20 protein-coding genes and 1 pseudogene are annotated in these 25,160 nt (G+C 42.2%); 4 read left to right on the plus strand and 17 right to left on the minus strand.

Features of this window, described 5'->3' with window-relative positions; genetic code table 11:
- Nucleotides 1-7 precede the first annotated feature (7 nt).
- Together FOC72_RS04775 and FOC72_RS04780 are read right to left on the minus strand one after the other, a co-directional pair.
- A complete protein-coding gene (locus FOC72_RS04775) occupies nt 8-298 on the minus strand; it encodes a PTS sugar transporter subunit IIB (RefSeq protein WP_002895527.1) in 291 nt (96 codons plus the stop codon).
- Nucleotides 295-627: a PTS sugar transporter subunit IIA gene (locus FOC72_RS04780; RefSeq protein WP_002895529.1), complete on the minus strand. Its 333-nt coding sequence runs from the start codon at nt 625-627 to the stop codon at nt 295-297. Before FOC72_RS04780 ends, FOC72_RS04775 begins: the two co-directional genes overlap by 4 nt.
- A gap of 371 nt (nt 628-998) precedes the next feature.
- Between FOC72_RS04780 and FOC72_RS04785 the strand changes: the two genes are divergently transcribed.
- From FOC72_RS04785 to FOC72_RS04795, 3 genes are all read left to right on the plus strand, one after another.
- Nucleotides 999-1,436 (plus strand): DUF3284 domain-containing protein, encoded by a 438-nt coding sequence (locus FOC72_RS04785; RefSeq protein ID WP_002895530.1) that lies wholly within the window; start codon nt 999-1,001, stop codon nt 1,434-1,436.
- Nucleotides 1,437-1,515: 79 nt separating this feature from the next.
- Nucleotides 1,516-3,477, plus strand: a complete 1,962-nt coding sequence (locus FOC72_RS04790; RefSeq protein WP_002895532.1) for a family 20 glycosylhydrolase — start codon at nt 1,516-1,518, stop codon at nt 3,475-3,477.
- 115 nt (nt 3,478-3,592) lie between these two features.
- Nucleotides 3,593-4,978, plus strand: coding sequence for an MATE family efflux transporter (locus tag FOC72_RS04795; protein ID WP_002895533.1), 1,386 nt, complete (start codon nt 3,593-3,595; stop codon nt 4,976-4,978).
- 111 nt (nt 4,979-5,089) lie between these two features.
- On the opposite strand, the gene FOC72_RS04800 is transcribed toward FOC72_RS04795, so the two are convergent.
- The 15 genes and pseudogenes from FOC72_RS04800 to nox form a co-directional block, all read right to left on the minus strand.
- Nucleotides 5,090-7,690, minus strand: a complete 2,601-nt coding sequence (locus FOC72_RS04800; RefSeq protein WP_002895534.1) for a PRD domain-containing protein — start codon at nt 7,688-7,690, stop codon at nt 5,090-5,092.
- Between the two features lie 242 nt (nt 7,691-7,932).
- The gene (locus FOC72_RS04805; RefSeq protein WP_002895535.1) at nt 7,933-9,192 is read right to left on the minus strand and encodes a dihydrolipoamide acetyltransferase family protein; all 1,260 of its coding nucleotides are present in this window, start codon (nt 9,190-9,192) and stop codon (nt 7,933-7,935) included.
- Nucleotides 9,193-9,205: 13 nt separating this feature from the next.
- Nucleotides 9,206-10,237 carry an alpha-ketoacid dehydrogenase subunit beta gene (locus tag FOC72_RS04810; protein WP_002895536.1) on the minus strand — a complete coding sequence of 344 codons (1,032 nt, stop codon included), beginning with the start codon at nt 10,235-10,237 and terminating at the stop codon, nt 9,206-9,208.
- Between the two features lie 18 nt (nt 10,238-10,255).
- On the minus strand, nt 10,256-11,329 hold the full coding sequence (locus FOC72_RS04815; protein WP_002895537.1) for a thiamine pyrophosphate-dependent dehydrogenase E1 component subunit alpha: 1,074 nt from the start codon (nt 11,327-11,329) through the stop codon (nt 10,256-10,258).
- A 15-nt stretch (nt 11,330-11,344) separates the two neighbouring features.
- Nucleotides 11,345-12,685, minus strand: a complete 1,341-nt coding sequence (gene lpdA / locus FOC72_RS04820; protein WP_032914168.1) for a dihydrolipoyl dehydrogenase — start codon at nt 12,683-12,685, stop codon at nt 11,345-11,347.
- 210 nt (nt 12,686-12,895) lie between these two features.
- Nucleotides 12,896-13,837 (minus strand): annotated as a pseudogene (locus FOC72_RS04825) (AAA family ATPase); the annotation flags it as partial.
- Between the two features lie 115 nt (nt 13,838-13,952).
- A complete protein-coding gene (locus tag FOC72_RS04830) occupies nt 13,953-15,296 on the minus strand; it encodes an MATE family efflux transporter (protein WP_002895540.1) in 1,344 nt (447 codons plus the stop codon).
- A 112-nt stretch (nt 15,297-15,408) separates the two neighbouring features.
- A complete protein-coding gene (locus tag FOC72_RS04835; protein WP_002895541.1) occupies nt 15,409-15,990 on the minus strand; it encodes a xanthine phosphoribosyltransferase in 582 nt (193 codons plus the stop codon).
- Nucleotides 15,991-16,055: 65 nt separating this feature from the next.
- A complete protein-coding gene (locus tag FOC72_RS04840; protein WP_002895542.1) occupies nt 16,056-16,244 on the minus strand; it encodes a twin-arginine translocase TatA/TatE family subunit in 189 nt (62 codons plus the stop codon).
- On the minus strand, nt 16,244-16,960 hold the full coding sequence (gene tatC, locus FOC72_RS04845; RefSeq protein ID WP_002895543.1) for a twin-arginine translocase subunit TatC: 717 nt from the start codon (nt 16,958-16,960) through the stop codon (nt 16,244-16,246). The genes FOC72_RS04840 and tatC overlap by 1 nt, the downstream gene beginning before the upstream one ends.
- On the minus strand, nt 16,953-18,653 hold the full coding sequence (locus FOC72_RS04850) for an FTR1 family iron permease (RefSeq protein WP_002895544.1): 1,701 nt from the start codon (nt 18,651-18,653) through the stop codon (nt 16,953-16,955). Before FOC72_RS04850 ends, tatC begins: the two co-directional genes overlap by 8 nt.
- Nucleotides 18,631-19,839: an iron uptake transporter deferrochelatase/peroxidase subunit gene (efeB, locus tag FOC72_RS04855; protein WP_002895546.1), complete on the minus strand. Its 1,209-nt coding sequence runs from the start codon at nt 19,837-19,839 to the stop codon at nt 18,631-18,633. Before efeB ends, FOC72_RS04850 begins: the two co-directional genes overlap by 23 nt.
- A gap of 4 nt (nt 19,840-19,843) precedes the next feature.
- Nucleotides 19,844-20,716: an iron uptake system protein EfeO gene (efeO, locus tag FOC72_RS04860; protein ID WP_002895547.1), complete on the minus strand. Its 873-nt coding sequence runs from the start codon at nt 20,714-20,716 to the stop codon at nt 19,844-19,846.
- Nucleotides 20,717-20,834: 118 nt separating this feature from the next.
- Nucleotides 20,835-22,391, minus strand: coding sequence for a ClC family H(+)/Cl(-) exchange transporter (locus tag FOC72_RS04865; protein WP_002895548.1), 1,557 nt, complete (start codon nt 22,389-22,391; stop codon nt 20,835-20,837).
- A gap of 143 nt (nt 22,392-22,534) precedes the next feature.
- Nucleotides 22,535-23,911: a H2O-forming NADH oxidase gene (gene nox, locus FOC72_RS04870; RefSeq protein WP_002895549.1), complete on the minus strand. Its 1,377-nt coding sequence runs from the start codon at nt 23,909-23,911 to the stop codon at nt 22,535-22,537.
- Nucleotides 23,912-24,169: 258 nt separating this feature from the next.
- Between nox and FOC72_RS04875 the strand changes: the two genes are divergently transcribed.
- Complete coding sequence (locus FOC72_RS04875) at nt 24,170-25,105, plus strand: FAD:protein FMN transferase (protein WP_002895550.1); 936 nt, start codon at nt 24,170-24,172, stop codon at nt 25,103-25,105.
- Nucleotides 25,106-25,160: the final 55 nt, after the last annotated feature.

Consider the following 25,160-nt stretch of genomic DNA (forward strand, 5'->3'; position numbering starts at 1 on the left):
AACCTCCTTAAGATATTGCTTTAATTAATTGAAAGATATTCTTACAATCTCCCATTGCATAATCCATGGCTGGAATGGTGGCAACAGGTTTTGATACTGTCTCTTTGACCGAATCAAGTTTATAAGAGACCTGAGGACCTAATAAAATCACATCATATTCCTGAGCATAATCTTGATAGTCCATCAATCCGACCGCTTTGATATCGAGGTCAATACCTTGGTCATTTGCATATTGCTCCATTTTTTTCATCAGGATGCTCGTGGACATACCAGCTGCACATATTAATAAGATTTTCATTGTCTTTCTCCTTCTCGATTGGAATACAGCTCAATCATCTCAGTGATAAGGTCAATGGCCAAAAGACTGGTCATAAAATGGTCTTGCGCATGAACAAGCAGTATACTCAACTGATGACCGTTTCCTTGTGCTTCTTCCTGCAATAAATCTGTTTGGGAATGATGGGCCTTTAAAATAACACTATTTGCCTCATCCATTAATTCCTTAGCTGCATCAAATTCTGCTAGTTTTGCTTTTTTAAGTGCTTCAAAAGCTAAGGATCGGGCTGCACCAGAATTGGCAATTAAGGACATGGCAATAATCTCCGCTGAACTATTCCATTCTTCCATACAAGCTCCTCCTTTCCAGTTGACTTCTTACCCACAGTTTACTATAGCTCTATTCCACTGTCAAAAACGTTTACATTTTCTTGATATACAGTTTTCTATCTTAGTGTATCCATTTTCGAATGCCATTCATACTCAATTTGTTATAAAAAATTTAAAGCATTAGTTTCTTGCGTGCTTTACTGCTGGCACTCGCTATTTTTAAATAGTTCCCTTAATATATTTTAGAACCTATCGTAAAATTAGTGTATAAAAAATAATCGTTTTTTATGATAATGTATAACACGAAGCTAAAGAGTATAAAAAAGCGCTAAAAACTGTCTCATTTCTCTAAAGGGGTTACTTTCCACAAGGGCTTATTATATACTTAATTTATGAAGATTATTAGAGAACTCCAAGTCACTTCAGATGAATTTTATGACTTTTTGGAAAGCGAGTTTCTGAATCAAATCAATCAAGCTGACAATCAAACAAAAAAGATAGATAGGTTAAAGAAAGGACTTCGTTACTCAAAATTGTCAGACAATATTTACACTAAGACTGATTATGAGATTCTGGACTATCGTCGCCATGAAACCTACGTCATTCAAATCTCGTCCCATAGTGAAAAAACGATTACTTCCTACAAGACCAAGCCTTGCGCAAAAGGGCTTGAGGTTACGCTAGAACAAGAACAAAATAAATTGACAAAAAATTCAAAAAGCAAGATCATCAAGTGGATGGGGGAGCTACTCTACTTTGGTCGTCTTTCGGAAAATCTTTATAAGATTCAAGGCGAAATCGAGAAGACTAGAAAAGAGAGAACTCAGTAACAGGCAAATCCGATCCATACCTTCTTTTTGCGCCCAGATTTATGACTTGCAGATATTCAGATAGTTCAAGGAGCAGATTATGAAACAAGGCATCACACCTCAATATTGGAAACAAGAAAACAGCGGTCGCTATTTCACTAAAGAAACTCAAATATTCAGCCCTCTGCCTATTTTAACCGACACTTTACTGGCTCATCCAAAAGCAAGAAATGATGGCCAGCTAGCTTTCCCTGCTATTCATTTCATAGAAGGGATTTCCCGAGAAGTCGGACAAGAGGTCATGCAGTCCTTTTCACTTCCCTATCCATCCGACCCTGAAGCGCACATCGTAAAGATTGCTCAAGATGGCATTTTCGTTTATGCCTTGTCCCAACGCGGCTTATTTTATGGGGTCATTTCAATTATCCAAATGTTGCAGGATGGCTACTTGCCTTATGGCTTGGCCTACGACGAACCTGTTTGTTCCGAGCGTGGTCTCAAGGTCTTTTTACCGTCTCGTAAGAATATGGATTTCTTCAAGCAATTTGTAGATATGCTTGCTTTTTTCAAGTACAATACGATTATGATTGAAATCGGCGGTGCTATGGAATATAAAAAACACCCTGAAATTAATCAAGAGTGGATTAAATATTGTGCTGATATGGCTGAATACTCTGGCAAGACCAAAGAAATCCAAGACTATACCTTCCCTTGGTACAAGAATGCCATTCACATGGAGAATGGTGACGGGGAGTTTCTAAGTCAAAATGATGTGAAAGATCTGGTCCTCTACTGCAAGGAACGATTTTTTGAAGTGATTCCTGAGGTTCCCTCTCTTGGCCACTGTGACTACCTGATGCTTGGTCACCCAGAAATCGCAGAAATCCCTGAAGATCCTTATCCGGATACTTACTGCCCATCAAATCCTGCCTCTTATGAACTCCTATTTGATGTTCTGGATGAAATCATTGAGGTCTTTGAACCTGAAGTCATCAATATCGGGCATGATGAATACTATTCAATTGCCATGTGTGAGTGCTGCAAAGGGAAGGCTGGAGCTGATATCTTTGCAGAGGACATTATCAAGATTTATGACTACCTCAAGCAGAAAAATGTCCGAACCATGATTTGGGGAGACAAGCTTCTGAAAAATGCTATCGTTCCTGATGCGGGGCCTTTTGGTGGGGCAGAAATCGTCATGTTTACTCCTCAGTTCAAAAAAGATACAGGCAAAAAAGTTGGCATCATGCCGGCAACCTGGCAAGCCATTCACCAGATTCCCAAAGATGTCGAAATTCTTCATTGGCTCTGGAGTTTGGATGAAAAACTGGAAGATGAAGTTTTGGAAGAAGGCTTTAGCATCCGTTATGGTAATTTTGAAGGCTATCTCTTTCCGCATTGGGCTGAGCATTTGAAGAAGGGTAGCAAGGGAGCTATCATCTCCAACTGGAGCACCTTAAACGAGGTAATCCTGCAGAGAAATGTCATTTTCTTCGGCTTGGCCTATGCTTACGAGATGTTTTGGAATCATGACTATCGTGATGAAGACTATGCGACTATCCGTGATAAAACCTTATCTTATCTCTTCCATTACCACTATCCCGACCTTCAAAACCACACACGCAGTCTTGAAGCACTGGCGCACCCTAGCTGGATTGAAATTGGCTATGCTACAGACTATTTTGTGGAATACCAATGGTTTGTGGACGGTGTCTTCCCTGAAATGGAAACCTATCAAATCGGAAATATCCTACTAACCTATACTGATCAAACCGAGTTTACTGTTCCCATTATCTTTGGAGAAAACATTGGCAAAACAAGTGTTAACTGGGAACGGTCTACCAATACTAACCCTCTACCTGGCGAACCCATCTATAAGGTAGATGAGCAATTATTTGAAGTCTCGCTTAGCACCAAACCTTATCAAAAAGACGGCCAGACTTTCTTTGCATTTCCTATTCAAAACCCTTATCCTGAAAAGGAATTGAAGAATGTAGAGGTTCAAACAGAAGCTAACAAAGATTGTCAAATTTTTGTTGATCAAATTGCCTATTATCACTAAACTTGAGGCTTATTTCAAGCTATCAGGTAGAAAGGGCGAAATTTATGAGGAATCAGAATCATCCAATTCAAAAAGAACTACAAATTTCTAGATATCAGGTTACTGGACACACTGATTGCTTATCCTATTTGAAACGAAAGGAGGTGGGAGAGTGAGTGAAAAGAAAACATTTCTGAAACAATTCTTACGTCTCAGTCTACCGTTTTCTCTTCAATTTCTACTGGCCAGCGCTGTCAATCTAGCTGATGTTGTCATGATTGGACAGCTAGGGGAAAAACAAATCGCAGCTGCTGGTGCTGCCAACCAGATTTTCTTTCTCTTGACTATTGTACAGTTTGGTATTGGTAGCGGAGCTTCTGTCTTCATGGCCCAATACTGGGGAGCCCAGCGAATTGCTGATATGAGAAAAACCTTGGGATTAGTCTATATGCTGAGCGGGCTCATCTCCGCTTCCTTTACTTTAGTCGCTTTACTTTTTCCCAAGCAACTGATTGGTTTTTATATTCATGATACCGAAGCTATTCAGTTGGGCGCCCAGTACTTATCTATCGTCTCTTGGACCTACCTGATGACAGCTATTACAACTTCTCTGGCTACTATGTGTCGCTGCAGTAATGAAGTTTTCTTACCAACTCTTGCTAGTCTCCTATCTATGGCAACCAATATCATTGGCAATGCCGTCCTTATTTTTGGGCTGATTGGGTTTCCTAAACTTGGACTGGTTGGTGCCGCTATTGCTACCTTTATGGCTCGATTGCTAGAGCTTTGCTGGTTAGTCTTTGGTGTCTATCGAACAAGGATGGCTGGAGCCGCTAGCATAGCTGAACTCTTTGATTTCCACAAAGACTTCGTTTATCAATTTTTGAAAAAAACCTTGCCAGTCGTCTTCAATGAAGGCGCCTGGTCTCTTGGAACATCAATTGGCTTGGCTATTATCGGATTATTAGGTACTGAAGTGGTGGCCTCCACCCAGATTGCTAGCGCCATTGCCCAAATTGGATTTGTCTTTGTACGCGGTGCGGGAAATGCCGTAGCTGTTATGCTAGGCAATACCATCGGAGAGAATCAAGTAGAAAAAGCCTTACAAGATGCCAAGCGCTTCTTACTTCTATTACCTCTTATCGGACTTATCGTCAGCGTCCTACTCATCTGGGCTATGCCTTTAGCTCTGAAACTCTACAACTTAAGCAATCAGACAGAGCAGCTAACCATCTTGATGATTCAGTTAAATGCCCTGTTGTTTATCCCAAAAGCTTTTAGTGTTGTTTTAATCGTTGGGATTTTACGTAGCGGGGGCGATACCAACTATGCCTGTCTGCTAGATATTTTACCTGTCTGGCTCTTCAGCATTCCACTTGGCTATGCCTTGGTTAGTCTGCAGGCTCCCATTTGGCTAATCTTTCTTGTGATAAATGGCGAAGACATTCTCAAGCCAATCTGGGGAATCCCTCGTGTTTTCTCAGGAAAATGGCTGCATAATCTTGTGCACGAGCGCATGTAAAAAAGCATCTAAATCACAACATTACCACAGAAATCGGAAATGTAAATTCCGACTAAAACGGTAATGAGAGTTAGGTGCTTTTTTATTGGCTTGCGACTTCAACTTACAATTTTATAATTTGCGCAACATCTGAATTAAAACACTGACCTCTGCGTCATCTATAAGAATCTTAAAGCTTCGCTCCACTGTTCGAATGATTTTCCTAATGTGCTTATAGTCATCAGGGAATTTTTCGATAATACCAGCAATTTCTCTACTGCCCTTCTTTAGGCATTCTCCTGAAAGGGTTCGCTCCACAAGACAGGCAATATGGACAAACAAGCCTATTGATTGCTCCTCTGTCAGCTGATAATAAAAATCAAATTCATCTAAAATAGCAGGAAGAATCTTTTTAATCTTAGCTAAGGAAGTATAGACAAATTGCTCTTCTAAAAATTGGTAAACTTTCTCATAATCGTAGCTATTGACAGAGGTCGGTACAAACATCAATAATTTATCTAGGTGCTCCTTGGGCTGCTCAAAAACATCTTTAATGGAAATGAAAGGGATACCCATAATTTGGGGGTCGAAAGTTCCAACAAAAGCATGAACTTGATAGGTCTTTCTTAAGGCCATCACTTCCTCAATCAACATCTCCTTATTAGCAACTGACAAAGCAATGACACGGTAACCCAACTTTGAATACTGATCAAGATAGTGCTTTAGCTGAAGAGAACCGCCCTCGCTAGTATAACAGAGTGTAATGATGATTTTTTCCTGGTCCCTATTTTTATACAGCTGATTCATTTCCATATGAAAAGCGTGAAAGACACTGTCAATATCATTTTCTATCAAACAACGCCGTGCAATCCCCATGCCAATCATAGTAATGGGAATTTCAAATTCTCTGATTTTAATCAGAGTTTCTTCTCGAATTTTATCCAGCATTTCTTTAATCGATCCCATATCATAGAGAACGATGACACCTAAACCTTGGTCTAGTCCCTCAATTCTCTCTTTTAATTTGCGATAGCTTTCCTCTAGAGATTCTTCTAATAGAATATCAAAGCCATACACTTGGCTATTTTTGGTTAGCATCTTGGTTGACTCAGCCAAGGACTTGGCAACCCCTTTACCGTGCAGGACGTAGAGCAAGATAGGTCGTAGACTATCTTGTTTCTTTTCGGATTCAATAATAAACATAGTTAGGATGACAATTTCATCTATTGGAACAGCTAGTTGAAATCTTGTTTCTAGTTGCCTGGCAAATTTAGAACATTGTGCATACTCTATTGGATAATCCCGAATCACTTTCACAATAGCATCATTATCCAACTGCCGATTCAACGAGCCTTTCTGCTTAATCATCGCATTGACATGAAGACTGATGCCGTAATATGCCGTCGAATTAAGCTCTAGATTGAGTTCTTTTTGAACAGATAGAACAAAGGCTTGTACCAACTGAATCACTTCAGCAGAAACAATCGTCTCAAGCTGATTAAGATTTTCCAACTCATCTTCTTTCTCAACAAAAGGTTTGTATTCAATATAGCTTTGAATATAGTTTCTCACTGCCTCAAAAACATCATCCTGCTCAATGCCTCTTTCTGATAACTGAGTATATTCTGATTTAATTTTGTTATATAAATCATCTGACTCTTGCTCTGGAAAATCCAGCAATCCCAACTCCTTATCATAAATTAGCACCTTACGTTTGCCAATCAATTCATCGATTTTAACTACATTATGACTTCCTAAATGCCGAATCCCTTGATAAGGAATGGGCAAATCGTCATTACTAAGTGTTAAATCTTTTAGCTCTGACCTCAGGCTTCTTACAAAAGCATTGGCGCAAGCTGTTCGAACTGCATATTCTAATTCTTTTATATTGCTAATATTCGCTGATAGGATGAAGGAATGAATGACATCACGCGGCACTTGTATATCATGCGCAGAATTCTTTGATTCGATAGCTAAAAAGTAATTTAGTAACTCTAGCTTTTCACTAATCGGTCTATTCGGATAAGAAGGCAGCTGGATTACAACAGGAAGTTTATTGGATAAATGTTCAGATAGCTTAGCATTACTTCCGATAATTACCAAACCTTTCTTCTGACGTCTCTTTTGTTCTCCTTCTCTGTGATTCAGCCAGGAAATCAATCTATTTTGATCCGCCGAAGATAGAACTTGTATGTTATCTATAAATAAAATTCCTTCTGCCACTTTCTCAAATACAGACTTCGTCGCTTCTGAGCCAAATAACAACTTCAGCAAATCATCCAGAACATCAATATAGTCTAAGCAGTTAATTTTTTCAAACAACTGAGGCTTACTAATCGCTTGATTTTGAATGGCAAACTCCACCATTTTATTAACGAAGTGAGTTCTACCAGCACCGACCTCGGATAAAATAAGTACAGGAAGGGCATAATTTGGGTATAAAATAGCTGCCTGTGCTAACTGTATGGCTGTTCGCAAGCTGCCGTTTTCACCTATAATGCTTGGAAAATCCAAAGGATTTTCTACAAATACCTCTTTTAACTTGTATTGAACTGGCCGTGTATTTCCTTTAACGAGTATCCCTTCTTTTACCAATTGATTCAAAATAGTGCTCACATTTGAGCGTTGCATTCCTAAAGCGGCAGCAATTACTTTCGTTTCAAGCCCTTGCTTATTATTCTTTAGTAATTCTTGCTCTAGATATTCTAAGACTAGTGTTTTGGCAACCTTCATATTCTACCTCACTGATATTTTTTCCCGTTATCGTCATTCAATTTATCTTATACAGCAGCTTTATTCACCCACTTAGAGCCTTAGAACTTACTCCCTATCATCCTGTCATTTCCTTATCTAACCTTTATAAATTTGAAACAAGAGGATAACAGAATACATAAAGGCCAACTGTTAATGAATGATATAAACAGCTGGCCTTTTTCTTTATCATTCAGGAATGAAATTCATTATTCATTCTTTTATCAGAAAACCAAGTCGTAAGGGGACTCCAATTTGTCCGCTAAACTGGCTAGAAATTCCGCTGCAGGCTGACCATCTACGACTTGATGGTCAAAAGTCAAGCTGAGCGGCAGGAATTTTTGCTCGTAGACCTGTCCTTGGCTATCAAGAGCCAGCGTCGTTTGCAAGGCACCAACTCCTAAAATGGCTACTTCTGGTGTATTTAGGATAGGAGTGAAATATTCAATTCCTGCTCCCCCGAGATTAGTAATACTGAAGGTTGAACCTGAGTAAAGAGCTGGATCCAAAGTTCCTTTACGAGCTTGATTGGCTTCCGTTTTGATAGCTAAGCCCAAGTCAGCCAGCGTTAGCTTATCCACGTGACGAATGACCGGAACCACCAAACCATCACTAAGTGCCGTCGCGATACCAATATGAATATCTTCTACTTCCTGATATTGACCATTGAAATACCAAGCATTGAGCTGAGGGTGATCTTTCAACGCCTTGGCAACAGCCTTTGTAAGCAGAGTTGTGATGCTGATTTCGCCATTTTCTAGTGGTGAAGTGACCTTACCCTTCATATCCTGCCTAAAGGCTATCAGCCGACTGATATCCACCTTACGATGCAAGGTCACCTGAGCAGATGCCTGGAGACTATTCATCATCCGCTCTGCAATAGTCTTGCGCATACCTGTCAATCCTGCACCATAGTCAACTTGACCAGCATGTTGAAGGACTGCTAAGCTACTTTCAGGTGTTTGGTTTGGAAGCGTCTCTGGTTTATAGTTTTCCACATCCCGTCGGGTAATACGGCCATTGCCTCCCGTTCCTGAAATCAAGGAAATATCATATCCTTTTTCCTTAGCAATCTTGCGGGCAAGAGGAGTGATGAAAATACGTCCATGTTCACTGTTTCCGACAGAGTTGGAACTTGCTGCCACAGTTTTTTCTGCTAGTCCAACCCCTGAATCAGCTGCCCCTCGCTCACTTTCTGACTGGTTCGCAGAGGCTCCTTCTGCTTCCATACCTGGAATAGATTCTCCTGCTTCACCAATCCATGCAATTACTTTCTTGCACGGGACAGTATCGCCCGCCTGACTGATAATTTTTAAAATCACTCCTGCGCTTGGTGCTTCTACATCGCTGGTCAATTTTTCAGAACTGATTTCTAAGACAGGCTGACCAGCAGCTACTGTGTCTCCTTCCTTGACCAGCCAGTTATTTATCAAACCTTCGGTCATTGTTAAGCCTAGCTTAGGCATTACAATTTCTGTAGCCATACTTGCCTCCCTTCTATCTCTTCAGATCGTCAATCAATTCTGCAGCAACAGTCAGAACCTTATCAGCATTAGGGATATAGAGCTGTTCCAGATTCACAGCAAACGGCACTGGCACATTTGGCGCGCAGACGCATTTTACTGGACCATCAAGATAATCAAAGCATTTATCAGTCACTACAGCTGCGATATCCGTCGCTGTGTTATTGTGAGGGTTGGATTCATCAACGATAATCAGTCGTCCAGTTTTCTTGACTGATTCAAAGACAGTCTCCTCATCCCAAGGAGCTACCGTTCTCAAGTCAATGACTTCAACCGAAATACCATCTTTTTCCAATCGATCCGCTACTTCATAAGCTACATAGAGCATCTTACCGATAGTAACGATAGTAAGATCAGTTCCCTCACGGCGGACAGCAGCCTTTCCAATTGGAACTGTATAATATTCTTCTGGCACCTCTCCCTTGATACCATAGAGAGTCTTATCTTCTGAATAAATCACGATATTATCGTCTTCAATGGAAGCCAGCAGTAACCCTTTAGCATCATACGGAGTTGCTGGAACAACTACCTTGATACCAGGAATAGATCCAAAGAGACCGTAATATGAACCCGAGTGTTGAGCTGCAGCCGAAGCTCCTGCCCCATGCATGGTCCGCATTGTCATCGGAACCTTGGCCTTACCGCCAAACATATAGCGCATTTTTGATCCTTGCCCCAGAATAGCGTCAAAGCAGAAACCGATAAAGTCATTGAACATCAGCTCCGGTACTGGCCGCAAGCCAGTCAGAGCCATTCCAACAGAAGCTGACACGTATCCGTGCTCAGAAATCGGAGTATCAATCACCCGCTCTCGGCCGTATTTTGGCATGAGCCCCTTGGTCACACCCATTACGCCACCCCAAGCATCTTCGTTTTCTTCTTCCAAGTGCTTGACTGTTACACCGCCAGCAATATCTTCTCCCAGAAGTATTACGGTATCATCTTTTGCCATTGCCTGATCCAGCGCTTCATTGATTGCTTTCATAAATAACAGTTGTCTAGCCATTTGATCAACCTCCTTCTATCAACCAGCAAATACATCTTCCAGCAGAGACTCGGAACGAGGAATCGGACTGTCTTGAGCAAATTTGATAGCTTCTTCCACATCCTTTCGAGACTCCTCTAATATGGCATCAAGTTCCTCTTCAGTCAAGAGGCCATGCTCGATAGCGTAGTCACGGAAGACATCTAGAGCATCCACATCAGCCCAGTCTTTTTCTTCACCTTCCAAAGCCTTATACTTCTGCTCATCCCCTTCAAAGTGACCATGATCCCGATATGTTACAGCTTCAATTAAGGTAGGTCCTTCACCTCTACGAGCCCGCTCTACAGCTTCCTTGGCTACTTGGTAGACAGCAAATAAATCCTTACCATTAACCCGAACGCCGGGCATATTATAAGCAGCCGCTCTCTCAGCAATGGTGCCAGACGCTGAAGAATACCATTGCGGTGTCGATTCTGCAAAGAGGTTGTTTTCATTGACAAAGATAACTGGCAGTTTCCAAATTGATGCCATATTGAGACATTCGTGGAAATTTCCTTCATTGGCTGCACCGTCACCGAAGAAGCAGACAGCCACACTATCGGTTTTCAAGTACTTGTTGCGCATAGCAGCACCGGTAGCTAGACCAAAGCCTCCACCAACCATACCATTGGCACCGAGAATTCCCTTGTCCAAATCGGCGATGTGCATAGATCCGCCTTTTCCTTTTCCAAGCCCAGTCTCCTTGCCAAAAATTTCTGCCATCATTCCCTTTAAATCTCCGCCCTTAGCAACACAGTGACCGTGTCCCCGGTGAGTACTGGTAATATAGTCCTGGTCTGTCAGATTGGCACAGACGCCAGTAGCGATCGCTTCCTCTCCAGCATAAAGGTGAACAAAACCAGGAATCTGTCCTGCAGCAAAGAAACGCCGAGTATTTTCCTCAAAATTACGGATATCCCACATGGTTTTATACATGGTCTTGGCTTTTTCTTTGGAAACCTGCTCTACTTCAACTTCAGTAGCATCATAGACTTTTAAATCTACTAGCTCTGATACAGCACTTTGGTTTCTTGTTTTGCTCAATTGTTGTGGTAAATCTTTATAATTTGACATATTTTTACCTCCTCATTAATCGTCCTGAACGAGTCTTTTAGCGACCTCTTGTATTAGTTCTGATGTGGTAGGATGGGCAAAAACTGTTTCAAGAACTTGATCCAGCGTTGCTTCAGCCTGTCTCAGCAAAATCAAATTCTGCAGAAGATCTGTACCGTTCGGACCAACGATGACTGCACCTAGTAGAAGATGGTATTTCTTTTCTGAGATTAGCTTGACATAGCCCTCTGTCTCACCTATAGCAATTGCCCGCCCATTATAAGAGAAAGGCAACTGTTGAACCTGAACATCATATCCAGCCTTCTCAGCCTCTTCCTTGCTGAGGCCAAAAGAAGCTACTTCAGGACTGGTGTAGAGCGAACGGGGGACACCCAGCGGATCAACTGCTTCTTCAGCTCTCCGGCAGATAGCTCTTACAGCCTTTATCCCTTCTGCACTAGCTACGTGGGCAAGCATATAAGATTCCAAGAGATCACCAATAGCATACACATGCTCTTTTGATGTCTCGTAGTATTGATCCACCTGGACAAAATTTCGCTCTGTCAAAGCTAAACCCATATCCTGTGCTAGCTCTAGATTTGGTTTGCGGCCAGTAGCGACCAAAAGATGGTCGAAAGCAACCTGCTCGTTCTCAAGCAAGACAGAATTACCAGTTACTTCCTTTATCTGCGCTCCCTGATAAATCATCACCCCCATTTTTTTTAGTTTCTTTTGAATTACATGCCTCGCTTCTACTTCTTCAGTCAAAAGAATTTCCGGCGCAACCTCGATAACAGTGACCTCAACACCCAGAGGAGCCATAGCGAAAGCTAGCTCAATTGCGATAACGCCACCTCCGATAATGACTAACTTCTCAGAAAGCTCCCTCAAGTCAAAAAACGTATCCGTCGTTAGATAGTCAACCTGTTCCAATCCCTTGATAGGAGGCACAAAAGGATAACTGCCAGTAGCCAAAATCACATCTTTGCCACTGATTTCTTTACCATTGACGGAGAAAGTTCGGTCTTTGACAAACTTGGCCTGACCTTCTATATACTCAATGCCTAAAGACTTAAAGCTAGCATGAATTCCAGATTGTAAACTGGCAATAACCTGGTTCTTTCGGTCTACCAATTTCTCAAAATCAATCCTTTCAAGCTTGCTCTCAATCCCATAACGTCTGGCTTCCTCCATTGTCAGTAACCAATGACCATGCTGGAGATAGGCCTTAGACGGTATACATCCTACATTCAGGCAGGTTCCGCCGATAGACTTCTTTTCTACTACGGCCACCTTCTTACCCAAACGAGCTGCTTCTTCAGCAGCTACATAACCACCCGGTCCAGCACCGATAATCAAAACATCATAAACAGACAAAACAGGCCTCCTTTCATAAAATGCAAAGGGTGCTCCAACAATCAAAATGATTGCTGTCGGCTATAGATACAAAAAAGTATCTCATTATTTATTCATATATCTAAGACTCATCTCGAAATCTTAAAATACAGTCTGCTCTAAAAAAGATAAACCTCCTTTCTTCATTTTTCTTTGTCTATATATAGTAAGCGCTTACTTTCCGAAAGAAACTTATACCAAATAATTAAAATCCAGTTGCCCATCTTTCAAACTGACATGAACTGTCATTTCAGTTGTTTCCTTATTTTCGACCAAATAACGAGCCAAAGGTGTTTCTAGATAGCGCATAATGCTTCTTTGAATAGGGCGAGCACCAAACTCTGGCTGGTAGCCTTTCTGGGCTAAAAAAGCATAGACTTTTTCGCTCAGATGAAGCTGAATCTTCTGTTGTTTCAGTCTCTCCTGAAGTTGCCGAACCAAAATCTTTACGATATTGACAATATCTTCTGCCCTTAGAGGGTTGAAAATAACCGTCTCGTCAATCCGATTTAAAAACTCTGGTCTAAAGCTATGTTGCAGCAAGGATAGAACTTCATCCTGCGTTTCAGAAGTCAGTCCCTGTTCACTTTTGAGACTTTCCAAAATCTGCTGGGAGCCAATATTGCTTGTCATAATCAAAATAGTATTTTTAAAGTCAATAGTACGGCCTTTAGAGTCTGTCAAGCGTCCTTCGTCCAAGACTTGCAGCAGTGTGTTGAATACATCCGGATGGGCTTTTTCAATCTCATCCAGCAAGACAATCGAATAAAGCCTCCTACGAACAGCTTCTGTCAGCTGTCCTCCCTCTTCAAATCCGACGTAACCTGGTGGCGGACCAACTAAACGAGCTACAGCATGTTTTTCCATGTACTCAGACATATCCAGCCGGACCATTTCCAGCTCATTACCAAACAGCCGCTCAGCAAGGGATTTTGCCAGAGCAGTTTTCCCGACTCCAGTCGGCCCCAGAAAGAGAAAGGACCCAATAGGACGCTTTGGATTTTGAATTCCTGCTCTCGAGCGCAAAATCGCCTCCGAAACCTTTCGAACAGCTTGGTCTTGCCCTACAATTCTCTGGCGCAGGAGCTTGTCTAGATTTAGCAGGTGTTCGCGCTCATTGTCCATGATTCCCTTTCACAATCAATATACTAGAAAAAATGTAAGCGTTTTTCATGTTTTAATCTAATTTTAACAAAAGATTGTGAAAAAAAGAGCACTAATTTATCCTAAAGGGACAAACCAACACTCTTTAATTTGTAATATTTTTAGCCAAACGATTAAGCCGCCACTGAAAGAGAATGCCACTCGTCACCAAGCTGGCAATGAGACCAATCCAGTATCCATAAGGGCCTAAACTAGTATAGTAATCTAAGAAGAGCCCCAGAGGCAGCGAAACTCCCCAATAAGCAATCAAACCTAAGTAAAATGGCACCTGAGTATCCTTGTAGCCCCGAAGAATGCCCTGCAAAGGAGCCGCAAAAGTATCTGCTAATTGGAAAAAGAGGCTGTAGGTCAGAAAAACAGATGTCATACGGATAAACTCGGTATCCGACCCATAGAGAGCAGCCACTCGGTCGCGGAAGATATAGAGAAAGAGAAAGGTAAATCCAGCAATGCCCAAGGCCGTCAGCCGCCCAAGTTTACAGAATTTCTTAACATCGTCAGGACGATTGGCTCCAATTTCATAAGAAACGATAATAGACATTGAGGTTGAAATACTCATAGGAAAGGCATACATTAAGTTTGAAAAATTCATGGCCGCCTGATGGCTGGCAATGATTAGTGACGAAAACTTAGCCATGACCAAGCCAACAACCGAGAAGATCACAACTTCTGCAAAAAAAGTTCCACCGATAGGCAGTCCAAGTCGAATGCCTTCGATGAAGCCCTTTTTATCTAGCGGTCGAATCTTCCACAGCTCATAGGTTCGGACTTTTGGATGTTTGACTGCTACTAACAAGGATATGAGAAGCAAAACCCAATAAGCCAAAGAAGTCCCAAGTCCGGCTCCAGCTCCGCCCATTTCTGGAAAACCAAATGCTCCGTAGATTAGGGCATAATTAAAAGTGCCATTCAAAGGTAAAAGTAAGAGCATGAGATACATGGAAAGCTTGGTCAACCCCAGAGCATCAAACAGAGAACGAATGGTGCTAAAGAGCAAAAGAGGGATAATGCCGAGCGCTAGATACCAAAGATAGTTCTTTGCCACTTCTTCTACCAAAGGCTCTAGGCCAAGGTGAGACAAAACTAGAGGAGCGCCCACAAATACCAAGGCAAATAAAATTAGCGATAGCCCCAAAGAAAGATAAATAAACTGATAAAAATCAGAAGCAATCTTTTCTTTTTTCCCCTGCCCTAAATGGTGCCCGATTATGGGTACCAAGGCAGACACAATCCCTATCAACAGGTCGAAAAATGGAATCCAAAGACTAGTTGCCATAGAAACACCAGCCAGATGCAAGGTGTCATACTGACCAGTCATGGTCGTATCAACAAATGAAGCAGAAAAATTGGCCAGTTGGTAGATCAAAATTGGCAAAAAAATAGAAATAAAGAGCCGTATCCGCTGATTTAAATTATGAGTTTGGTGCATAGAAATCCCTCAAACTTTTTCTACCCAAGTAAAATCAATGATCTTAGATTTTAGAATATCAACTATCTTTACTATACTATAAGCCAGACAGATAGTCAAAAGGAAAAGGAAATTATATATCTGCCTCGGTGAAGACAATCTGCCCTTTATCAAATCCTGCGATTCGCGCCAAAGAAAGGACACGATAACCAGCAGTTTCCAAAAGTTGACGGCCACCCTGAAACGATTTTTCAATGACAATGCCAACTGCCTCAACCTGGGCTCCTGCTTGCTCAATAATGGTGATCAATCCCTTGGCTGCCTGACCATTCGCCAAGAAATCGTCAATAATCAGCACTTTATCATCAGAGTTGAGAAATTTCCCAGCAATCGAAACGGTCGAAGTCACTTGCTTGGTAAAAGAATAAACTTCAGCCGTCAAAATCCCTTCTGTCATTGTGATGTTTTTGGCCTTCTTAGCGAAAATCATTGGTAGACCCAGTGCCTCTGCTACGTAAACAGCCGGAGCAATACCAGAAGCCTCAATGGTCACTACCTTGGTAATTCCTGCATCCTTTACTGCCTCCGCAAAGACCTGGCCAATCTCTTTCATCAATGAAAAATCAACCTGATGAGTCAGGAAAGAGTCAACTTTCAGGATATTTTCACCTAACACTTGTCCATCTCTGAGAATCCGTTCTTCTAATTTTTTCATTCGTCTTCCTTTCCAAAATCCATCTTGATTCTAGCAGAAAAAGCACAGATATCCGTGCTTTCCCTTTACTCTTTTTCGTTTTTATTCTCGGTCTTTTCTTCTTCTCCAGCATGATTGACTGCTTTTTTGAATTCTGAAAACATTTTACCGATAGACTGTCCCAGTTCGGGCAGGCGTTTTGGTCCGAAAATAAGCAGGGCGCCCAGAATAATAATGATTACCCCAGGTACTCCGATATCTTTTAAAAGTCCCATTAATTTCTCCTCGTTGATTTTCTTTGATAAATGATGCGACTGAGCAAGGTGCTGACTTCATAGAGCAAAATCAAAGGCACTGTCATAGACAAGTCGCTGATAAAGTCGGCGGGTGTCAGGACAACTGCTAAAACCAGCAAAATGAAGTAAGCGTATCGTCTATATTTTACCAAAAATTTCGGATTGAGCAAACCGATAGAAGTCAGAAAGGACACAAGAACTGGCAGCTCAAAAAGGCAAGCAATCGGAATAGTGGTATGAAAGACGAAACTAAGATAATTCTGTGCTGTTAACCGTGTCTCAAAGAGACCCTCCCCCAGCGACAGTAAGACCTGCAAAATAGCCGGAGTTACAAAGTAAAAGCCGAAAGCCAGCCCCAGAACAAAACAGAGAAAGGTAGCCGGGATATAAGCGAAAACAGCCCGAGCTTCATTGGCCCGCAAAGCTGGTCGGACAAACTCCCAGACCTGATAAACCAAAAATGGCAAGGTCAGGGAAAAAGCGACCAGACTAGCCAGACTGATATAAATCCAAAGGATATCATCCGGCCCCAGTACCAGCAGCTTCTGCTCAAAATTACTAGTCAGCCATCGATAAATATCAGCCGAAAAAAGCAAGCTGGCCAGAAAAACTATGAAGAAGCAAGCCAATACCGCTAGAAAACGTCGTCTGAACTCTGTCAAATGCTCAATAATAGTCTGCTCTTTTTTATCCATGCTGCTGCTCGCTTTTCTGATTTTTAAAGCTAACATAAACGACTAGCAGGATAAAGAGGGCCTGACTAACTACCACTTCTAGGCTTGGATAAATCCCCATCCAGTCCACTGTCACAAAGCCATTGATTAGGTGAGTCGGTAGGATATTGGTCAGCTGAAGGGCATGGATGCTGACGCCCAGCATTTTAAACGCCAAGGCGTAGATTAGCCAAGTCAGCCAGAAGAAAATGCTGTGTGGCTTGAGAAAACCAGACGCCTTGCTCATGATAAAGGCCAGCAAGACCAAGACCAGAACGGCCAAGCCGATTCCCAAAAGGAAATCAGTCATAGTGATGCGCGGCAGAATTCCTGCATAAAAGAGAATGGTCTCAGCTCCTTCACGGAAAACTGCCAGAAAGCTAAGAGCAAACATCGAAATAAAACTGCCTGTGGCTGTTACAGCCTTCATTTGGCTTTCCATAAAGTCATTCCATTTCTCAATAGATGCCTTGCTGTGTAGCCAGATACCAACTAATATCATCATGGCGACAGCGAAAATTCCCACTGCACCTTCAATAATTTCACGATTGGATCCGGAAGCAACTGCTGGGAAAAGAAACTGCAACAAAGCCGCAATCACAGCGCTGGCTAGAACTCCACTTGCTGCGCCGGCATAAACCCATTTGAGTCCTTTTTTCATCTTAGAGGCTTTCAGAGTCGTTATCAAAGCCATGACGATTAAGAGCGCTTCTACACCCTCACGCAGTAAAATCAGCATAGCATCAAAGAAATGATAGGAAGCTGTCGTGTCAATCTGGGACAGCTCACTAATCAAGGATTCTAGCTGCTTTTGATACTTCTCTTCGCTCCCCTTGACCATAATAACAGGCGTCTGACTCTCTACCTTGGTATAAAGCGAAGGGTTATTGACACTGACATCTCCTTCTATCGTTGGCCAAATGGTGATGAACTCTTTCATCTTGGCAGCAGCCTTTTTATCATCTCCGCTTTGAAAGAGACTCAAGGCTTCCTCTAGGAGCTTAATTCCATCTTTCAGCGTCAGATTGCCAGCAGCTTCTTGGACTTTCTCACCTTTGACAAAATTATCAATAGCGGCCTTCAAATCATCAAAAGAAGACTGAATCATGTCAAAGTCAGTAGGCTCCGTCTCAATGGCACTGCGCAGGAATGAAATAGCTGTTTCTACCTTGCCGTAATGGGCTGTGCTGTTGTCTCGCACTACGCTTTCATTGGTGGTCCAGGTGCTATTCATCTTCTTGTATGCTTCTCTTGTCGCTTCTAAATCCTTAGCACTAATAGCCTTTTGTAGATTTTCAAATTTTGGCTCTAGCTTACTGAGAAGCTTCTTTTTCTCAGCCTCTAAGTCGACTGGATTCTGCTCTTTCTCGAATTTCAAGAGGGCCGAAGAGATTTGTGTCAGCTTCTCCTCCGTCACCTGACCCGATAAGTCTAGTGCCTTGCTTACCTCTTGCCCCGCTGCAGAGTCGTGATTAGCCACCCTTTCAAAGTCAGTCTTGATTTCTCCGACTAGCTGCTTGGCTTTTTCCTGATCCTTCAGCTTGACGGCAGTGCCAGCATCAGTAATTTTGACGAATAGACTGCTGTAGCTATCGTCCGCTAAAACCGGCTTAGCCAAAAAGATCAGCAAAAGGCCTAATATCAACAGACTTTTATTCAAATAATTTTTGACCAAGGTATTCTCCTTTTTTCACTCCACCAAAGCAGGCAAACAAACCACTACCGATATGCGTGACATATTCATTCATCTTATCTTGAGCGCCTAGATTAGTCAGAACTTTGACAAAGCTATCTGGATCTTTCTGGAAGGAAAGAAAGAGCAGTCCTGTATCGAACTGACCAGTAGTTTCATCAATCCCATCCGAGTACGAATAAGACCGGCGGTATATGGGTTTATCAACCTCCTTGGCCAGACGGACATGTGAATCCTCTGGCAGCAGGTCCAAGTCAACCTCGTCAAACTCGTCTTTCTTGCCAAAAGGCGCTCCGCTATCTTTATAGCGGCCGAAAGTGTTTTCCTGCTCCTGCAGATTGGTCCGGTCCCAGGTCTCAAGGAACATCTGTATTCGGCGGACAGCCATGTAAGAGCCGCCCTGCATCCAGTCCTTGCTATCGCACCAAATGACCTTGTCGAAGTCTTTTTCTTTGGTTACATTGGCTGTACCGTCCTTAAATCCAAAGAGATTACGAGGTGTTGACATCCGGTCTCCGATAGCAGCAAATCCTGACTGACTCCACCTCATAGTGATGGCATTTCTCCCCTTACGGACCAGATTGCGGACCGCATGAAAGGCCACCTGCTCATCATCTGCACAGGCTTGGATGACAATATCGCCACCAGTATATTTTTCTTTAAGCTGCTCCTTTGGAAAAGGCGGCAAATCCCGAAAAGCCTTAGGTCGTTTGTCTGATAAGCCCATTTTTTTCAGAAAAGAGGCTGAGACCCCAAAGGTCAAAGTCAGTCGATAAGGGTTGAGACCAACAGTTTCTCCAGTATCCGTGGGTGGCAAAAGAGCATTGGAATTATCTTTTTTGACCAATTCTCCATCTACCAGCTTCTCGCTATAGGCTGTCCAGTCCTTGAAGAGCTGGACAATGGTCTCCCTATCTGTCGTATGCAAATCCAGAATAACAAAGTAGATATTCTTCTGCATCGGAGTTGTAATACCAGCCTGATGTTCTCCATAGAAGCTGATTTCTTCCTCACCGTCAGCGAATTTCTTATCTTCCTTGGCCTGATTAGCGAAAAAAGCAGATGCACCAGAGACACCCAGTGCAAGACCAGCGCCTCCAATCCCTGCTTTTTTAAGAAATTCACGACGATCCATCTTTTTATTAAACCATTTTTCGTCGTTTGTCATATGATTACTCCCCGTTTAGAATGACTCCCATTTGTGAAAGAGGCTCACCCAGTTTGGTCACTGCTTCTGCCAACTCCTTGGTGTCTTCCTTTGTCAATTCTGTATAGAGCTTGTAGTTTTCCGAGTCGGTCATGTGCTTGTCTAAAAGACCGTTGACGTTTTTAAACTCAAGTTCCAAGGTTTTAACAAGTTTCTCGTCCTTATCCTTAATCAATGGCTTGAAGAGCTCAAAAATCTTTTCTGCTCCTTCAATATTCGCACGGAAATCATAGAGATCTGTATGAGAGAAAACTTCTTCCTCGCCTGTAATCTTGCTGGTCGCTACTTCATTGAGCAAGTCAACAGCACCTGTCAGCATCATATCCGGCGTCACTTCAACTGTTGCGATTTTAGCTTTTAGCTCCTTGATATCGTTGACCAGCTGATCGGCATAGCTTTCAGTTCCCTTGGTTGTGTTTTGCTCCCACATGATTTTTTCAATGCGGTGGAAACCAGACCAGCCTTCTTCGGTCTTGTTTTCGTCCACATAGTCGACTAAGCGGAAGTCAATTTTAACATCTGATTCACCAAAGCTCTCAGCAATCGGCTCCGAGCGCTCGTAGGCCATCCGGATAAGCGGATATTGCTTTTTAGCCTCATCAAGCTTGCCTTCTTTAAGAGTATCACGAAACTTCTCCGTATCTGTCAGGAGCTGATCAATTTGTCCTTGGACAAACGTTTTGTAATCTGCCGTCGCCTTGTCCAATTCTTTCTGATTGACAGCCGTTTGGCTGCTGGATGCTTGGCTACTTGAGCCAGTCTTGTTTGAAGAGTTGTTGGCTGCGCAGCCAGTCAGTAAAATTGCTGTTGAAAATAGGACGATGCCAAGTTTTTTCATGGTGACTCCTTTGTTTTCTCTCCTAGATAGAGATTATTTCCTGTAAATTATACCAGTTTTTCTCTCATATTTCAAGAAATTGTCTGACAATTTAATCAAAAACTATATATTAAGACCATTAAAGCAGCTCTTCTTTGATTTTTCCGATTTCCGTCTTTTTCAGCACCAAGTAAATCGTATCTCCTAGATAGAGGCGCGTGCTACCATTGACCGTTTGAGTCTTGCCCTTGTGGACATTCATGGTAATCAAGACCCCATCAGGCAAGTTTAGCTCATGCACCTGCCGACCAGCAATCTTTTCAGAAACAGGGATTTCAATTAAAGTCGTATCTCCCTGGTCCTCGATACTGTCTGGCAACATTTTTTCCAGCATGGCTTCGTAGACTGGCGCTCCTTTTAGCAGATCCATGATAATGTAAGATGTCAGAGTGACCAATCCCAGAGGCATGAGATTACGGATGTCGCCGACCATCTCTGTGACCAGAATCATGGCTGTCAGTGGAGCCTTAGAAATGGCACCGAAGTAGCCACTCATACCCAGAATAATGAAAATCGGAAATTGCTCCTGAGAAATCAAACCTAGCTGCAGACAGACCGCCCCCATTGCTCCGCCAAGCAGTGAACCCAGAGCTAGAATAGGCAGAAAAATGCCACCCGGCAAGCCGCTTCCATAACTTAACATACTCCAGACAAAACGCAGAATAAAAAATAAGAGCAAGGTTCCCACAGTATAATGACTAGCGGTCAATGATAAAATCAACTGATTGCCCCCGCCCAGCAAGTGAGGCAGGAAATAACCAATCGGAAGAATCAAGACAAAGGCCAGAATAGGATAATAAGCTTCTGAAATCCTAAACAAGCGCCCCAAAAACTGGTAAACCTGCTGAATATTCAAAATGACTTTCTCATAAATATAACCTGACAAACCTAGCAGCAAGCCCATGACTAGGTAAATCCAATACTGCTCCAGCTTCATGACCGGGATATTATCCGGCATGTCCAGCACTGGCGTTAGGCCAAACATGGAGAGTGAGACAAAGTTAGCAACTAGACTGGCCGCCAGCGTAGAAACCCAGAAAAAGCGTGAAAAATGACGGTAAACCTCTTCTACTACGAAAAGCAGGCCTGCGATTGGTGCATTAAAAGCTGCTGCTAAGCCTGCTGCTGCACCGCTAGCAATGAGCGCTCTCTCCTCAGCAGCACTCAAATTCAGAAATTTAGAGACGCCTTTGCCGCTCATAGCGCCTAGCTGAATACTTGGTCCTTCTCGACCCAACATCAGACCGCTAGAAATGGCTAAAATCCCCAATACAAACTTCTTCCAGAGAACACTCCACCAAGAAAGTGACATCAGGCCTTTCAGCTCTGCTTCAACCTGCGGAATCCCTGACCCCTTAATGTTTTTCTCTGACTTTACCCAGCGAGCGTTGAGAAAGACGATGAAAGCATAAAAGAACACCAAGGCCAGTAACCAAAGCAAAGACTGCTGACTCCTATGGTAGACATCCTGCACTAAATGAAAGATTTTTTCAATCAGAAAGCGGAAAATCCCGACTACCAGTCCAGCAAAAATCCCAACTAAGACACCTCGCAAAACCTGGGAAATAATCGAATGAGTTGTGAAATTAAATTCTCTCTTGATATCGTCCTCTTGCGAGATAGACTCTTTTGCCATTCCCAATCTCCTCTAAATTGTTACTTTACCACTATTCTAGCACAAAGCAGGCCTGATAAACAGATGAAATATAAATTTCTTCTTTCACTTTTCTTTTTACAGGCTCTACAAAAAAGTCTGGAAATTATTCCAGACTCATTTTCTTATTTTGCTTTCAAAGCTGCTTGAGTAATGTAGTTGTATGGTTTGTTGAAGTGTGGCAGGAAGAAGAGATCCAGCAAGGCCAATTTATCAATTGTAACCTTTTCCTGAATGGCCAATGAGAACATGTGAATACCCATAGACATATCTTCTCTAGAAACCATCTGAGCTCCAAGAACTACACGCGTGTCCTTATCATAGACAATCTTAATTGTTACATCATGATGCTCAACTTTTTCAAGGAAGGTTGGTTTTTGAGTATCTTTAAACTCAACCACAGCTGGGCTGTAACCAAAGCGTTTTGCTTTCTCTTCAGTTAGACCAGTTGAAACCATCTTCAAACCAAAGATTTCGATACCGTTAGAACCTTGAACACCGTTAGACTCCAATTCATGACCGCAAGCATTATGAGCTGCTACGATACCAGAGCGCAGGGCGTTAGAAGCCAAGGCGATGTAGTTTGTATCGTTGATAGAGTTATCGTAGACAGTTGCACAGTCACCGATTGCATAAACATCTTTGATGCTAGTTTCTTGCTTCTTATCCACCAAGAAAGCACCATTGCGGAATGTTTCCAACTTGTTAGCACCAAGACCAGTGTTTGGACGGAAGCCAACTGCCAAGACGACCATATCTACATCATAGCTAGCTTTATCCGTTACAATGCGTTCTACCTTGTTTTCACCTTCAATAGCTTGAACAGTTTGGCCAAAGGCTAATTGAACACCATTGTCTTCAAGATTTTGACGCATCATTTCAGACAAGTCGTGGTCATAGTAACCCGCCAAGCAAGTATCCACAACGTCAATCAGAATCACTTCTTTACCAAGGCGCTTGAAGGCTTCTGCTAACTCAACCCCAATGTAGCCAGCACCTACTACTGCCACACGTTCGATATGTTTGCTCTTGTCTTGCAATTTCTCAATAACATCTGCAGCATTTTGATACAATTTAACAAACTGCAGATTTTCCAAGGTTGACTTAAATTCCCGACTGTTAGGATCCATTTCAGCACCTTTAATCGGAGGCAAAATTGGCTGAGAACCTGTTGCTAAAATCAATTTGTCATAAGACTCTACATGCTCTTTACCGTCTACAATAGCTGTAACTTTTTTCGCATCATAATCAATTGACTCAACTGGTGAATTCATATAAACTTTTGCGCCTTTTGCTTCAAAAGTTTCTTTATCTGCATAAAAAAGTCCATCTGGCTTGCTGATTTGCTGTCCAATCCAAAGAGCCATTCCGCATGCCAAGAATGAAATGTTTGAGTTTTGGTCAAAAATAACTACTTCGTTTTCTGAACCATAATTGTCCAACATTGTATTAATACACGCTGTACCTGCGTGGTTTGCACCAACTACAACGATTTTACTCATAAGAATAGTCCTACCTTAATTTATAATTTACTAGACCAGTATATCATCTCCTGTGAGCGTTTACAAGAAATTTGCTCGAGATTTTCAAAAATTCTTATACTGCCTAAAAAGCTTTACCACCACTGTCTTATCGCTTCGAAAATACAGCTTTGTGCGAAAGTTAATTTTCTGAAAATATAACAATTTTAAGATTGTGAAACCGGTATCTTTTTGATATAATAAGGTTAGAGAGGTTAATTTTAGAAAGGTTGTGATAATGTGGACTTTGCTTCTCGCTCAATCCATTTGATGGGAAGTACGATTTGCATATCTCTCTGTCATGAGCGAGCGGAAATACTCTTAGATGAGGCGGTCCAACTGCTTCATGTCTATAAAAATCGCTTCAGTGCCAATGATGAAGACTCTGAACTTATGACTATCAACCATTTGGCAGGAATTGAAAGTGTCTCAGTTCATCCAGAGCTTTTTGAGCTGATTGAGCTGGGGAAATATCACAGCCTAGTAGAAGGCAGCCACTTAAATATCACTATTGGCCCTCTCGTTCAGACCTGGCGGATAGGATTTTCAGATGCTCGTCTTCCAAGCACAGAAGAGATTCAGCAAGCTCTGAGCTTAACTGACACAAACTTCCTTGAGCTGAATCCAGAAGATTGTAGTGTCTTTTTGACTAAGAAAGACATGAAGCTGGATTTAGGTGCCTTGGCTAAAGGTTATATCGCTGATAAGATTAAAGACTATTTGCTGAGTCAGGGAGTGACCTCTGCTCTTATCAATCTTGGTGGCAATGTCCTGACAATTGGGCAAAATGCAGTCAGCCAGCATGCCTGGCGAATTGGCATCCAAAATCCCAAGCAGCCTCGCGGAAATCATTCAGCTATACTAGCTGTCACCAATCAGTCAGTGGTCACATCAGGAATCTACGAGCGAACTCTTACAGTTGAAGGGCAGAACTACCATCACATTCTGGATCGCAAAACAGGCTATCCTATCGAAAATCAATTGGCTAGTCTGACCATTGTTTCAGACAAGTCGGTAGATGGCGAAATCTGGACAACCCGTCTATTTGGTGAAAGTCCGACATCAATTCTGTCTCAGATTGAAGAGCAAGCAGGGATTGAAGCCTTGATAATCACCCAAGACAGTCAGCTCTTCTGTAGCTCAGGTCTTTTAGAGCAGATAATTACTGCTTCTTAATTCTCAAAAGTGATGAATTTGCTACAGCACTAAGCGGTACTTCTATCGCTCTAGC

This window comes from Streptococcus sanguinis, assembly GCF_013343115.1.
Lineage (GTDB): Bacteria > Bacillota > Bacilli > Lactobacillales > Streptococcaceae > Streptococcus > Streptococcus sanguinis_H.